13 protein-coding genes are annotated in these 14485 nt (G+C 63.4%); 7 read left to right on the forward strand and 6 right to left on the reverse strand.

Annotation, left to right across the window (positions count from 1 at the left end):
• Positions 1–489: 489 nt before the first annotated feature.
• The 6 genes from NDO48_RS23270 to NDO48_RS23295 form a co-directional block, all read right to left on the reverse strand.
• Positions 490–1521: a hydroxyacid dehydrogenase gene (locus tag NDO48_RS23270; protein WP_267322441.1), complete on the reverse strand. Its 1032-nt coding sequence runs from the start codon at positions 1519–1521 to the stop codon at positions 490–492.
• A 24-nt stretch (positions 1522–1545) separates the two neighbouring features.
• Complete coding sequence (locus NDO48_RS23275) at positions 1546–2319, reverse strand: ATP-binding cassette domain-containing protein (RefSeq protein ID WP_018429491.1); 774 nt, start codon at positions 2317–2319, stop codon at positions 1546–1548.
• A 3-nt stretch (positions 2320–2322) separates the two neighbouring features.
• Positions 2323–3309 (reverse strand): ABC transporter permease, encoded by a 987-nt coding sequence (locus tag NDO48_RS23280; protein WP_026227517.1) that lies wholly within the window; start codon positions 3307–3309, stop codon positions 2323–2325.
• A 181-nt stretch (positions 3310–3490) separates the two neighbouring features.
• On the reverse strand, positions 3491–4438 hold the full coding sequence (locus NDO48_RS23285) for a substrate-binding domain-containing protein (RefSeq protein WP_018429493.1): 948 nt from the start codon (positions 4436–4438) through the stop codon (positions 3491–3493).
• 368 nt (positions 4439–4806) lie between these two features.
• Positions 4807–5871 carry a hypothetical protein gene (locus NDO48_RS23290; protein WP_018429494.1) on the reverse strand — a complete coding sequence of 355 codons (1065 nt, stop codon included), beginning with the start codon at positions 5869–5871 and terminating at the stop codon, positions 4807–4809.
• 49 nt (positions 5872–5920) lie between these two features.
• Complete coding sequence (locus NDO48_RS23295; RefSeq protein WP_018429495.1) at positions 5921–6916, reverse strand: LacI family DNA-binding transcriptional regulator; 996 nt, start codon at positions 6914–6916, stop codon at positions 5921–5923.
• Between the two features lie 271 nt (positions 6917–7187).
• Here NDO48_RS23295 and NDO48_RS23300 point away from each other — a divergent pair, with 271 nt between their 5' ends.
• From NDO48_RS23300 to NDO48_RS23330, 7 genes are all read left to right on the forward strand, one after another.
• Complete coding sequence (locus tag NDO48_RS23300; RefSeq protein ID WP_198292866.1) at positions 7188–8267, forward strand: fatty acid desaturase family protein; 1080 nt, start codon at positions 7188–7190, stop codon at positions 8265–8267.
• 16 nt (positions 8268–8283) lie between these two features.
• On the forward strand, positions 8284–8601 hold the full coding sequence (locus NDO48_RS23305; RefSeq protein WP_018429497.1) for a MocE family 2Fe-2S type ferredoxin: 318 nt from the start codon (positions 8284–8286) through the stop codon (positions 8599–8601).
• A gap of 43 nt (positions 8602–8644) precedes the next feature.
• Positions 8645–9454, forward strand: coding sequence for a 3-methyl-2-oxobutanoate hydroxymethyltransferase (locus tag NDO48_RS23310; protein WP_018429498.1), 810 nt, complete (start codon positions 8645–8647; stop codon positions 9452–9454).
• Positions 9455–9497: 43 nt separating this feature from the next.
• Complete coding sequence (locus tag NDO48_RS23315; RefSeq protein ID WP_018429499.1) at positions 9498–10574, forward strand: Gfo/Idh/MocA family protein; 1077 nt, start codon at positions 9498–9500, stop codon at positions 10572–10574.
• The gene (locus tag NDO48_RS23320) at positions 10571–11701 is read left to right on the forward strand and encodes a Gfo/Idh/MocA family protein (RefSeq protein ID WP_018429500.1); all 1131 of its coding nucleotides are present in this window, start codon (positions 10571–10573) and stop codon (positions 11699–11701) included. The genes NDO48_RS23315 and NDO48_RS23320 overlap by 4 nt, the downstream gene beginning before the upstream one ends.
• Before the next feature lie 280 nt (positions 11702–11981).
• Positions 11982–12851, forward strand: coding sequence for a MurR/RpiR family transcriptional regulator (locus tag NDO48_RS23325; RefSeq protein ID WP_026227519.1), 870 nt, complete (start codon positions 11982–11984; stop codon positions 12849–12851).
• A gap of 50 nt (positions 12852–12901) precedes the next feature.
• Positions 12902–14473, forward strand: coding sequence for an ABC transporter substrate-binding protein (locus tag NDO48_RS23330; protein ID WP_018429502.1), 1572 nt, complete (start codon positions 12902–12904; stop codon positions 14471–14473).
• The last annotated feature ends 12 nt before the right edge of the window (positions 14474–14485 follow it).

The raw sequence follows: 14485 nt of genomic DNA on the forward strand, positions 1-14485 counted from the left end.
GCAGATGCCGGAAGGACGCTCAGGCGAAAGGGTTCGGCCGCGAAGGCCGCTTGAAAACCTCAGAGAATGGCAGGGGGGCCGCCCGATCGGGCGGCGGGGTTCAACTTGGCCGCTCCTTGAGCGAACGGTAGTGAACATGACGCAGGAAGTTGATCATTGCAGCCTCCTCTCAGTTCGACAGAAGTCGAAAGATTAGAATTCCAGCACGTAACTTTCCAAGATCAGGCCCGATGTTGCGCATCGAAAGCCGGGCTGTCCAGCACAAATTAACCAGACATGACCTGTGCTTAACGATCCATCGCCACAGCGATGTGACGATTTTGTACGACGCGCTTCCCGGCAACGGCAGGCGTTACAACGCGAAAATGGGCGGATCAACGATGGTCGCTGACCGGTACTTTCGTCACAACCAGGAGAGCTTGAATATGAGGCCAAGCGGCTGGCCAATGGGTGGCGCAGCCGCATCGCGCGCGATCCCAAGCGCGCTGGTCAGTTCCGCTCGACCGGCTTCGAGCGCATGCGCGAGACGGTTTCACGTTCAGCCCGCTTGCAACGCATCGGCGGCAGTCCACGATCCATCAGCGCCATGTCCTCCAGCACCATGTCGCCCATGCGCTTGAAGGCGACGTCGAGCGCGCCTGCCCGGTGGGCGGAGCGCAGGAAGCCCTTGAGCCTGCGCACCGGATGATCGAGCGCCAGCGGCTCCTCGGGAAAGACGTCGCTGGCAGCCACGATGTGACCGCTGCGCACGGCTTCGATCAGATCGGGAAAATCGACCACGCCGGCTCGGCTGAGCAGGATGAGGGCTGCTCCCTTGCGCATGCGGGCGAAGGAATGCGCGTCGAGAAAACCCTGGTTCTCGCTGGTGACCGACGCCACCACAAAGACGACGTCGCTGCCCGACAGGACCTCGTGGAGCGATGCCGGTTCGACGCCATTTTCCCTGAGCACGGAAGGTGGCAGCCAAGGATCGTACGCCTTGACGCGGGTGCGGAAACCCAGAAGCAACCGGTTCAGCGCCTTGCCGAGATCGCCGAAGCCGATGAAGCCGATATCGGCCCCGGACAAGAGCCTAGCCGAAACGTTGCCGTCGGCACCCCAGAGTTCGCGGCCCTCGCGGAAGGCGAGGTCCGCATCGGTGATGCCGCGGGCAAGGTCGAGCGCAAGCCCGAGGCCAATCTCGGCCACCGGCTCGGCGAAGACCTGACCGGTCGTCACCACATGCACGCCGCGCGCAAACAGGTGATCGTAAGGCATGTTGTCGAGGAGATTGCTCTCGACATTGAAGATGCAGCGCAGCGACGCCATTGCCTGTAAGGTCTCGAGCGAAAGCGCCGGCTGGCCGATCAGATAGCGCGCGCGGCCGAGTACCTCGGGCGCGAGCCTTGAGATCTCCTCGGGCTCGACCTCCAGCACCTCGTTTTCGGCCCTGAGCTTCGCCAGCGCCGGAGGCGTGAAGATCAGTTCCAGCGTCCGTGGCCAGGGTGCTGAGAGGACAAGCGGCTTCTTGTTGTCTGGCATGCTTTGCTCTCCCGCCCGATGCACTCAGTGTTCGAGGCCCAGCGCCTCGATCAGGTGCTCGCCCGTGATCACCCGCTCGACCTCCTCGATGGTCGACTGTTTCGGATCGATGTTGTCAGCCACCACCTGGCCGCCGCGCATCACCACGATGCGGTCCACCACCTGGAAGACATGGTGGATGTTGTGGGCGATGAAGATGCAGGAATGGCCGGTGTCGCGCACCTCGCGCACGAAACGCAGCACCCCTTGCGTCTCGGCGACACCGAGATTGTTGGTCGGCTCGTCCAGGATGATGAGGTTGCTGTCGAAATGCATGGCGCGCGCAATCGCCACCGCCTGGCGCTCGCCGCCCGACAGCGCCCCGATCGGCGTGTTCGGCGGGATGTTCTTGCTGATGCCGACGCGCTTGAGCAGGGTGCGGGCCACCTCGTTCATCGTCTCGTGGTCGAGGCGGTTGAACAGGGCCGATCCCTTGATCGGCTCGCGGCCGAGGAACAGGTTGCGGGCGATCGACAGTTGCGGCACCAAGGCCGAGTCCTGGTAGATCGTCTCGATGCCGTTCTCGATGGCGTCGGTGGTGCTTTTCATCTGCACCTCCTTGCCCTTGACGAAGATCTGGCCGCTGGTCATCGGCACCGCCCCCGACAGCACCTTGATCAAGGTCGATTTGCCGGCGCCGTTGTCGCCGAGAAGGCCCACCACCTCGTGGGTGTTGACGGTCAGCGAGACGTCACGGAGCGCGTGGATGCGGCCGTAGAACTTGTTGATGTTCTGCATGCGGACGAGTTCTTCGGTCATCGCTCAGGTTCCCGCATTGTGACGGCGTTCGAGCCAGGAATGCAGCGCCATCATGCCAAGGATGATCGCGCCGATGAAGATGTTGTAGGCAAGTCCGGGCACGCCGATCATGACGATGCCGTTGCGCATGATGCGCAGGATGAAGATGCCAAGCACGGTGCCGATGATGGTGCCACGGCCGCCGGTCAGCACCGTGCCGCCGATCACCACCATGGCGATGACCTCGAGCTCGTAGCCGGTGCCGCTGTTGGGGTTGGCCGCCGAAGTGCGGATCGAGCTGATGATGCCGGCAAAGGCCGCCATCGCCGACGACAGCATGAACAGCGCGACCTTGGTGCGGTTGACGTTGACGCCGCGCGCCCTGGCCGCGTTGGGGTTGCCGCCGGACGCCTGGATCCAGTTGCCGGCCTTTGTCTGGGTGAGCAGGTAGTGGGCAAGGAAGGCAAACAGCGCAAACCACAGCAACGACATGTAGACGCGGAAGCCGCCGACATAGAACTCGCCGACCAGCAATTGCGCCAGCCACTGTCCCTCGGCGTTCCAGGTGCGCTGGGGGAAACCGTCGGTGATGTAGAGCGCCGAGCCGCGCGCGATCAACAGCATGCCCAGCGTCACCAGGAAGGATGGGATGGCAAGGCGGGTGACGAACCAGCCATTGACGAAGCCGATCAGCATGGCAAGGCCGATGGCGATCAGGAAGGCCAGCGGCAGCGGCGCAAGGCCGGTGTTGAACACCGTCCACATCACCACGGCCGACAGGCCGAACACCGAGCCGACCGACAGGTCGAACTCTCCCGAGGTCATCAAGAGCGTCATGGCCAGCGCGATCAGGCCAAGTTCGACCGTGAAGGCGAGCGTGTTGGAGATGTTCAGCGGTGACAGGAAGTCCGGATTGATCGACCAGAAGATCGCAATTTCCAGGATGAGCAGGACCAATGGCCCGAATTCAGGCTTCGCGACGAAGCGCTGCACTAGTGATCGATTGTCCATGACTGATCCGTGAAAGACGTTGGTCGTCAGGTGGAATGGCTGGCCGCGGGCGGCGTGGGGTGCGCACCGCGCAGGACACATGCCCTAGGGCTGGAGCGGCACTGGAACGGCTGCAGCAAGACCGAATGGCATCGTCGGAGATCCTCCGGCCCGGACATCCGGGCCGGAGGCTTGGCTGGCCTTATTTGCCCGACAGGATGTCGTCGTAGAGCTGCGCCCGGTCCTTTTCGTAGAGCGAGCCGACGATGATGTCGAAGCCGGGCGGGATCTTGCTGGCAGCCATCGCAGCCATGGACAGCGCCATGTAGCTGGTTGCCTGCGGGTCCTGCCACTGGGCGGCATTCACGTAACCTTCGAGCACCTCCTGGGTGGTGTCGCGCGAATTGCCCCAGCCGACGACGGGGATTTCGCCCGGTTTGACGCCAGCCTGGTCGAAGACCCGCTTGATCGAGCCGGTGACGAGGTCGCCGAGACCGATGATCGCCTTTACCTTGCCCTTGTTGGCGGTCAGGTAGTCGGCCATGCGGGTGATGATCTCCGCCTGGTCGAGCGTGGCGTCAGTAACTTCCCAAGTAATGTTCAGCGGCTTGAAGACGCTGGCGATGCCTTCTTCCTCCTGCACGCCATAGGTGGCGCCCGGAACCTCGACCGGCATCCAGACGAAGTCGCCTTCCTTCACCAGCTTCTTGTCGACCAGGTACTGCGCCCAGCCTCTGCCGAAGGCGACGTTGTTGCCGCCGACATAGGCGTTGAAGTTGGCGGTCGGATCGGGCGTGTTCATGTTGATGATCGGAATGCCCGCGGCGCGGGCTTCCTCCGCCACCTTGACCAGGCTGCCCGGATCCGGGCTCGAGGTCACGATGCCGGCCGCCTTGGCCGCGATCGCGGCGCGAATGGCCTCCTGATGCGCCGGCACGTCGCCGTTGTGGAACGACGTATTGACGGTGTTGCCGGTGTCGTCGGCCCACTGCTTGGCTCCCGCCAGGAAATAGGTCCAGACAGGGTCGGCGGGCGAGCCATGCGACACCCAGTAATATGTCTTCTTGGCCTGCGCATAAGCGGTCGTTGCCAGCCCGAGGCTGGTCGCCACCAGCGCCGCCGAGACGACGGCAATTGTCCTTTTCAGCACGGTTATTCTCCTCCTCATCCGGGGCGGGATGCCCCCGCTCCACTCCTCAATCCAACGACATCGCCGAGCGGCCCGAGATCAGGACGCCTGCACTGTCGTTGATGGATTGGCCCTCCACCGCCGCACAATTCCTCCGGTACGACGAATGATCAAAATGATGCTTTTTTACGATCATTTTGATGTTAGAAAAGTGGCGTAAGGTCAGATGTGAGTCAAGCGCGAATCCCGCGCGGCAGGCGTTTTGATGGCTCGAGATGGAAAGCCGGGATTTCAGCCCGCTGATGGGCACGCACAGATGCGCTGCCACGCCTCATTTTGAGGCACAGCACTCGTCGCCTGGTCTGGACAGTTGCTGCGCGAGCGGCCGATCAGACGGCGAAGAAACCGCCGTCGAACGGCAGCATCAGCCGCCCGCCGCCACGATCCACCAGCGTCAGCGTGTCGCCGGAAACGGTGATGTCGGCAATCTCGCTCCACCCCTGGGGCGGCACGACGGCGCCGAAGGCATAGCGGATGACCGTGCACCCCGCGCCAAGTTCGACTTCGGTCGGCACCCCGTCAGGCCGATCCTCACCTGGCTGGAGATGAATATCGGTCGCGGCTTCCTCAACGCCCAGCACGGCGACATGACGGCTATTCCAGGGCGCATAGCTGCGCCCGCCATTGCTCATCCACAGCACGGTCTGCGGCAGCATCAGCGCATCCTTCAGCGCAAAAAACAGAAAGCCATCGGAAGCAGCCAGCGCAGCCGACCAGCCGACGCGACGCCCCGGCTGCTCGGACAGCACCACGATGTCCTCGTGGCCCCGGTGGAACGGATAGCGACCGAGATCCGCCACTGCGCCGTCCTGCTGACGGACGGCGGAGAGATCGGTGAAGAATTGCGGATAGAGCAGGATCGAGCGGCCCCGCGCCGGGTCGGTCTCGGGCGGTGCGGCCATGGTCCTGCCGCCGGACTTCTGCGAAAAGCTCAGCCGCGCTCCGCCCGGCACGCGCACCATGGCATGATGCGCCACCGGCAACCTGCCCGCCCCGCCCTCGAACACATGGGTCTGGTAGACCACCGGCTCGCCGGGCCGCAGGGCAATCGTCTTCTCGAGCCGCGCACCAGACACTTGCTGCTTCAGCCGGTAGCTCGCCACGACGGCGCCGGCCACGACCGCCTGTTCGCCGCCTTCCCAATCGCCATTGGCCGACCAGCCATGAATCGGCACGCCTGGCTCGCTGCGGGCAAAGGGCGCGCAGAAGAAATCGCCGGCCAGCCGCCGCTCCACCGGCGCCACGCTGTCGGGCAGCGTCTCGGCGCTGTCCAGCCATGGCGCGCGATGCAGCGGCCGGACCGTCCGCCCGCCTGAAACGATCGCCAGATCGTCGATCACCCCGCCTTCGCGATTGAAATGCAACGAGATGCCGTCGGCCGAGATCAGATCCATGTGGAATGCCCTATGACCCTGAAACCACACCGAAATCAGAGCCCAGCGCTCAGACCTCGCTGGGGATATTCTCCCGGAACACCGACTGGATGCGGATGGTCGTTGTCGGGATGTTCGGCTCGTTGTGCACGGCCCGCACCAGCCGGTCGATCGCCTCGCGCGCCTCCACCTGGGCGTTCTGGTCGATCGCCGCATCCATCACCCCGCTCAGCAGATATTGCCGGGTCTGGTCGGTCAGGTCGTGACCGATGAAGATCACAGATTTTTCCCGCCCCGTTTCCGTAAGCGCCCGCGCCACACCGTCCTGACCTGCTCCAATGCAATAGATCGCGAGCAAATCATCGTGCTCGTCGAGCAGCGCCCGCACCTCGTCATGCGCCTTGTCGGGATCCTCGTGCACCTCGCGCACGGCGACGACATCAAGCTTCGGAAAACTCTCCGACAGCACGTGACGGAAGCCCATTTCGCGTTCCTCATGGCCGCGATAGGCAAGCGCACCGGCGAGCAGCGCCACCTTGCCGGAAGCGCCCGGCAGGAACCGCCCGATGAGATAGCCGGCAAGGCGACCCGCCGCGCGATTGTCGATGCCGACATAATTCATCCGCCCGACATGGCTGATGTCGGACACCAGCGTCAGAACAGGAACTTCTGATGCAATCAGCCGCCGCACCGCCTCGCGCACCGAAGGACTGTCCAGCCCGATCAGCCCGACACCCTGGCAATTGGCCCTGAGGCCGCCGAGCGCGGCAGCCGTCTGCTCGGGATCGACGCCGGCAACACGATGAATGACGACATCGACATCGCCGCGCAGTTCCGCCCGCCGCTCGATCTGGTTGACCAGATCCGCCATGAAGGCATTGCTGCCGCCAGGCAGCACGAAATCGAGACAGACTGTGCCCGACGACGAAGGCGCCGGTTCGCCGGCCAGGTTGGCGGCGATCGCCAGCACGTGCTTGCGCGTATGATCCTGCACCCCGGCGCGGTTGTTGAGCACCCGATCGACCGTCGCCTTCGAGACGCCGGCCAGCCGCGCGATTTCATCCATTTTCGGTCGCGAACTGGCCAACTGATGTTCCCTCACCGGCATTGCAACAGGCGCAAACTATGGCGGCCATTTCGATGGGTCAACGTCACCTTCATATCAAAATGATGCTTTTTGATGAGGAATGACGATTTGAGAGCGACAGCACGAGAATCCCAACGAAACATGGCCGCAATTGCCTCCACCAAGGCTTGACGCATACTATTTCCAGTCGATAGCATCAAAATGAAACATCATAATGATGCATCAAGTCCAAAGTTCCGCCGAGCTGCCCATGACGCCGACACCGAGAGACTACAGCCTGATCGGGCGCGACGCGGCGCTGGCCGAAGCCAACGGCATCGCCGCCGCCGAATGGTATTCCTGCCCCATCGAGCGCAAGCAGCTGAAGGAGCTGATGAAGCGCAGCGACGGCCCTGCCCTGCGCGACACCGCCATCTGGGTGGCGGCCCTTGTCCTGTCGGCCACTGGCGGCATCTATTTCTGGGGCAGCTGGTGGGCCGTCCCCTTCTTCCTGGTCTACGGCGTGCTTTACGGCTCATCGAGCGACAGCCGCTGGCATGAGGCAGGCCACGGTACGGCGTTCAAGACACGCTGGATGAACGACGTGCTCTATTACGTCGCCAGCTTCATGATCCTGCGCGAGCCGACCGTCTGGCGCTGGAGCCACACCCGCCACCACACCGACACCATCATCGTCGGCCGCGACCCTGAGATCGCCGTGCCCCGTCCGCCTGACGTCGCCGGCCTGCTGCTCAACATCTTTGCCCTGAAGAGCAGCCTTATGACGCTGAAGTCGCTGTTCATCCATGCCGCCGGCCGGCTGAAGCCGGATGAAGCGACCTTCATCCCCGAGATGGAGCGCTGGAAAGTCTATCTGGTGGCGCGCATCTATCTCGCGATCTTTGCCACGGTCATCGTCGCCTGCTTCTGGATAGGCAGCATCCTGCCGGCCATGCTGGTCGGCCTGCCCAGCCTCTACGGCGGCTTCATGACCATCTATTTCGGCCTGACCCAGCATGCCGGCCTCGCCGAGGACGTGCTCGACCACCGCCTCAACACCCGCACCATCTACATGAACCCGCTGTTCCGCTTCCTGTACTGGAACATGAACTACCATGTGGAGCACCACATGTTCCCGATGGTGCCCTATCACGCGTTGCCCCGGCTGCATCAGGCGATCAAGGCCGATTGCCCCGAACCTTATCCAAGCACCATCGCAGCCTACCGCGAGATCATCCCGACCATTTTCAGGCAGGTGCGCGAACCCGCCTACCACGTCATCAGGCGCCTGCCCGACGGCAAGGTGCCCGTGCCCTACAACCATGGCGCCATCATCAATCCGGCCGAATAGGCCTTCGGAGACCCACATGCCGGAACAATGGATCAACGCCTGCGACGCAGACGACATCGACCAGGACGACGTGATCCGCTTCGATCACGATGGCCGCACCTTCGCGCTCTACCGCACCGAGGACGACCGCTTCTTCGCCACCGACGGCCTGTGCACGCATGAAAAGGTGCATCTGTCAGGCGGCCTGGTGATGGGCACCATCATCGAGTGCCCCAAGCACAATGGCCGCTTCGACTTCACCTCGGGCAAGGCCAAAGGCGCTCCGGTCTGCGTCGACCTCGCCACCTACCCGGTCAAGGTCGAGGACGGACGCGTGATGATCATGCTCGCCTGAGCAACTTTCCAAGCCAGCCCGAACGTCAGCCGCGAGATCAAAGATGCAGTCTTCCCAGCCCACCGTCGCCGACCTGCTTGCGCTCAAGAGCAAGCGCCAGCTCACCAAGCTCAGGGTCGAGTCGCTCGACGAGGCCGCGGCCGCCAACGCTGCCGGCATCGACATGCTGTCGGTGCCGCCTGAGGTGCTTGCGCTCGAGGGTTTCCGTGCCGTCTGCCCCAATCCCTTCGTCGTCGGCGGTCTCGAGCCCGGCGCCTACATCACCGAGGACGACTATCTCCGTGTTGCCTTCCGCCTGCTGAAGCTGGGAGCCAATGCCGTCTATTGCGGTGCGAGCCTCGGCATCGTCAGGCGCCTGCGCGACGAAGGCATTCCCGTCGTCGGCCATGTCGGCCTGGTCCCGTCGCGTCGCACCTGGACCGGCGGCTTCAAGGCCGTGGGCAAGACCTACGATAGCGCCATGATGGTCTGGCAGCAGACAAAAGCGCTGGAAGACGCTGGCGCGTTTGCCGCCGAGATCGAGGTCGTGCCGCCGGCCATTGCCGAGGCGATCTCCAAACGCACCAGCCTGCTGATGATCTCGATGGGCGCAGGCGCCGGCTGCGACGCGCAATATCTCTTCGCCACCGACGTGCTCGGTGAGCACAACGGCCACTATCCGCGTCACTCCAAGGTCTATCGCGACTTCCATTCGCAATATCAGCGCCTCCAGCAGGAGCGCATCTCAGCCTTCCGCGAGTATGCCGCCGATGTGGCAAGCGGCGCCTATCCGGCAGCCGGCCATCTTGTCCGCATGGACGCGGCAGAGCAGGATCGCTTCCTGGCGGAGATGGCAAGGACACCGCAGGTCTGATCGGGAAACGGCTTGGGAGAGCCGATACTGGGGAGGGAAAAGAATGGCCAGATGGCGCGTCGCCGGCATCAATTTCGACCACATGCATATGGGTGACCTGTTGCGCGAGGTGCACCAGCACCCCGAAGCCGAGATCGTCGGCATCTACGACAAGGACTTCGCGCGCATGGCAGGCGCGATCGCCAATTTTTCCATCCCGGCCGAGCGCGTCTTCACCGACCTGGACGCCTGCATCGAGGCGACGAAGCCCGACCTGGTCGTCGTCTGCGCGGCGACAGCAGAGCACGCCGACCATGTCGAGCGCGTGGCGCGCCACGGCGTGCATGTCCTGGTCGAAAAGCCCTTTGCCTCCTCGCTTGCCGACGCCGACCGCATGATCGCGGCCATGAAGTCAGCCGGCCGCCAGATGGCGATCAACTGGCCACTCGCCTGGTACCCGAGCCACAACACCGCCAAGCGCCTGATCGACGACGGCGCCATCGGCGATGTCATCGAGGTCCACTACTACGACGGCAACCGCGGCCCGCTCTATCACCTCGCCGACAAGGTCGAGGTGACGCCGGAGGAAGTCGAAGCGGCCAAGCCTTCCTCCTGGTGGTACAAGAAGGCATCGGGCGGCGGCAGCCTGCGCGATTATCTCGGTTATGGCGTCACTCTCGCCACGTGGTTCCGCAATGGCGAGAAGCCGATCGAAGTGACGTCAGTCGTCGACCAGACGCCGGGCATTGAGGTCGACCAGCATTCGATCACCGTCTGCCGCTATGCCAACGGCCTGTCCAAATTCGAAACGCGCTGGGGCACCTTCACCGACCCGTGGACGCTGCAGCCTCAGCCGAAATGCGGCTTCGTCATCCTGGGCACCGATGGCACGATCTCGAGCTACGACTACGAGCCACACGTCACCTTGCAGACCCGTGCCCATCCCGAGGCACACCAGATCCCGGTCGACATTCTGCCCCTCGGCCGCCGCGCGCCGGTCGAATATGTGCTGGATTGCCTCGCAAACAACACGCTCATCACCGGCCCGCTCTCACCTGCGATGTCGCGGGTCGGCCAGCAGATTACTGATAGCGCTGCCCTTGCGGCCGAGCTCAAGCGCACCGTCGAGCTGCTGCCATGAGCGGAACGCCCGGGGAAGACGCCTATGCGCTGAAGTCCGCCGAAACCAGGCTGGTCGAGGCCCCTGATCTCGCCTATCGCCCACCCCGTCCAAAGACCTACGCGCCGCGCATCGCCTTGGTCGGCGCCGGTGGAATTTCGTTCGCCCATCTCGACGCCTACCGCAAGGCAGGCTTCGACGTAGCCGTCATCTGCAACCGCACGCTCTCAAAAGCCGCCGACCGTCGCGACGAATTCTTCCCCGAGGCGTCGATCACCGACGACCTGGCCAACGTGCTTTCCCGCGACGACATCGAGGTGGTCGACATCACCACGCACCCGGCCGAGCGCGAAAACATGATCGAGCGCGCGCTGCGCGCTGGCAAGCATGTCCTGTCGCAAAAGCCCTATGTGCTCGATCTCGACACCGGCGAACGCCTCGCCGATCTCGCCGATCGCCAAGGCGTCAAGCTCGCCATCAACCAGAACGGCCGCTGGGCGCCACATCTCGCCTGGATGCGCGAGGCAGTTCGCACCGGCCTGATCGGCGAGCTCGTCTCCTGCCACGTCTCGATCCACTGGAACCACGGCTGGATCAAGGGCACGCCCTTCGACAAGATCGACGACCTTGTCCTCTACGATTTCGGCGTCCATTGGTTCGACTTCCTAGCGAGCCTGATCGGCAATCGCGCCACCTCGGTCCACGCCACCCGCGCCCGCGCCGCCGGCCAGGAAGCAAGACCTCCCCTGCTCGCCCAGGCACTGGTCGAATTCCCAGGCGGACAAGCATCGCTTGTCTTCGACGGCGCCACTGCTTTCGGCCCGCAGGACCGCACCTACATATCAGGCACGTTAGGCAGCCTCTCGAGCATCGGCCCCGACCTCGGCAGCCAGTCTGTCGAGCTGACAACCGTCGCCGGATCGGCTCGGCCTTCGCTAGAAGGCAGCTGGTTCAACGATGGTTTTGGCGGGACGATGGGGGAGCTTTTGGCTTCGATCGAGGAGGAGCGCGAACCGTTGAACGGCGCGCGGGGCAATTTGCAGAGCCTGGCACTAACCTTTGCGGCGATCGCATCGATGCATCGCAACGCAGCGATGGTGCCTGGCACTGTTCGCAGCCTGACTGAGGCCAGGCGCCCTGCTGCCTGAGGCTGAGCCAATGACAGTTGGCTGAATTGAACCTGTGATCTTGCCCATCAAGCCCGCGCGGTCAGGCGCGGCGGGCGATTGACCCTGTGCACCCGTCGCCTGTCAGCTGAACTGCCGCTCCGGGTTGGCTGAGCGTCTATTTCCGCGCCTGGCAACACAAGACGCCCGCGCCATTTCTGCGCGCGGGCTTGTTCTCCCCTCGATTGCCAAATGACAATAAACTATCATTCTTTACATCGATGATAGAAATATGTCAGATGACGAAAACGAGGAGGGAACGATGACAGGAACCGTGCGCGAGCGATTGACTGCCGCTTTGAAGCAGGGATCGCGCTCGAACCGAACCATCGCCACCTACATGATCACCAACCTCACCGAGCTGCCATTCGAGACAGCTTCGAGCATGGCCGAGAAGGTGGGGGTCAGCGAGCTGACCGTCGGCCGCTTCTGCCGGTCGCTGGGTTATCAGCATTTCAAGGACCTCAAGGCGGATCTGAGAACCAACATCGCCGACACTCCATGGCTGATCGGCGACCGGCTGCGCGAGTTCCAGGCGACGAGCAAGAAGGGCGGCGGCGACCTTGCCAGAAGCCTGGAGCTGGAAATGGCAGCACTGGTGAAGGTCTACGAGCTGGCCGGATCGGCGCATTTCAAGGCAGTCGTCGATCGGCTTACTGCGTGCCAGCGCATCTTCATCATCGGCTTCCAGAGCGAGCGCGGCATCGCCGTCACGATGGCGCACCTGCTGCAATATGTGCGCGACGGCGTGCATCTCATCGATCTTTCCGCCGGCAATTTCTCGGAAGTGCTGCTCGCCGATCCCAGCAAGACGGCGCTCGTGATGTTCGATGCGAGGCGCTATTCCCGCCAGGCCGCCGTTCTGGCGCGCCGCGCGACCGATGCCGGCATGCCGGTCACGCTCATCACCGACCAGTTCTGCGATTGGGCCCATGGCGCCACCTCCGAGGTCTTCGCGCTGCCGTCGGAGATCAACCTGTTCTGGGACACCAACGGGCCGATGCTCTCGCTTGTCCATCTCATATTGAATGGCGTCATCGGCGAACTCGGGGCCGACGTCGAGGCCCGGCTCGACCGCATGTCCGAGCTCTATGGCGAGTTCGTCGGCCATGCCGGCCGACCCGAACGCTGACGCGCTCATTTTCCAGACAACACATAACAGCAAATCAGGGAGGATTTGACATGAACCGACGTGAACTCATTGTTTCGGCATCGCTGCTTTCGCTCGTCGCGGCGACGGGCCTGATGACGTCAGCCCAAGCAAGCGCAACGGAAGCCGTCATCGTTTTGGCCCGGCAGGAACAGGGGGCCGCCAGCTACGATCCGATCCGCGCCGTGACCCTGAACATGGCTGCCGGCCTCATCTACGACCGCCTGATCGAACAGGCCGTCGACCAGTCCTATCACCCCCATCTGGCAGAATCCTGGGAAACCAGCGCCGATGGCATGAGCTGGACCTTCAAGCTCCGCAAGAATGTCAGCTTCACTGACGGCGAGCCGTTCAACGCAGCAACGATCGTCTGGTGGATCCCCAAGTTCAAGGGCACCGAAAACGAATACATGGTCGACGCCATCGACCGCGTCGAGGCCATGGACGAGCACACAGTGCGCTTCGTGCTGAAGCGGCCCGAGCCGAACCTGATCTTCAATCTGGCCATGATGAATATGGGCATCCCCAGTCCGAAGGCGTTCGACGCGGCAGGCACCAACTATGGCGTGATCCAGGCCGTGGGAACCGGGCCTTACAAGCTCGAGAACTTCGTGGTTGGCCAGGAGACCGTACTGGTCAGCAACGAGGACTATGCCTGGGGCAGCCCGCTGTCGGAAAACCAGGGCGCGCCGCATATCAAGCGCCTGACGGTGCGCGAGCTCCCCGACGCATCCACCGCCTTCCTCGAACTCAGGACCGGGGGCGTCGACATGCTGCTAGATCTGCCGACCGACTTCCTGCCGCAGATCCGGTCCGAGGCCGACATCGACATGCGCGACCTGCCCGGCTACGGCATCACTTTCGTCGCGATCAACACCCAGGCCGCGCCGTTCACCGACATCCGCGTGCGGCAGGCGACCGCGCTCGCCATCGACCAGGCCGCGATCCTCAAGAGCGTCTATGGCGGTGTCGGCAAGGAAGCGCACCAGCTGCTGGTCAGCACCTTGCAGGAATCCAAGGTCGATCCGGCCATTGAGATCCGCTCCGATCCTGCCCGGGCCGCAAAGCTGCTCGATGAGGCAGGTTGGGCGCCAGGTGCCGACGGCATCCGCAGCAAGGACGGCAAGCCGCTGCAGGTCAAGCTTTGGGCCAGGGCCGACACCGAGTACCGCCGCACGGCCGAGATCATCCAGGCGCAGCTGAAAGCCATTGGGATCGCCACCGAAATCACAGTCTTCGACGCCGGCACCTATCGCGATCAGTTCCGCAGGCCCGAGCGCGAGCTCGTGCTGCAGCCCTATTCATGGACGAACGCCGATATTCTCGACTGGTTCTTCAGCGCCAAGCGACTGGATTCGTGGAATCTGTCGATGTGGGACGACGCCAAATCCGAAGAGTTGCACGACCTCGCAATGTACAGCTCCAGGACCTGGGACGAGCGCGTGGCGAACTTCCGCAACTACCACGCCCATCTGCTGGCCAATTTCGTCGCCGCCCCGGTGCACGAACCGGCGCAGACGATGGCATTCAACAAGACCCGCCTCGCAGCGCCCCAGTCGTTCCGCGCGCCCTATTCGATCGTCGACATCAAGCCGGCGCAGTAACAGCAAGGCCAG

This window comes from Aminobacter sp. MET-1, from assembly GCF_026521175.1.
Classification (GTDB): domain Bacteria; phylum Pseudomonadota; class Alphaproteobacteria; order Rhizobiales; family Rhizobiaceae; genus Aminobacter.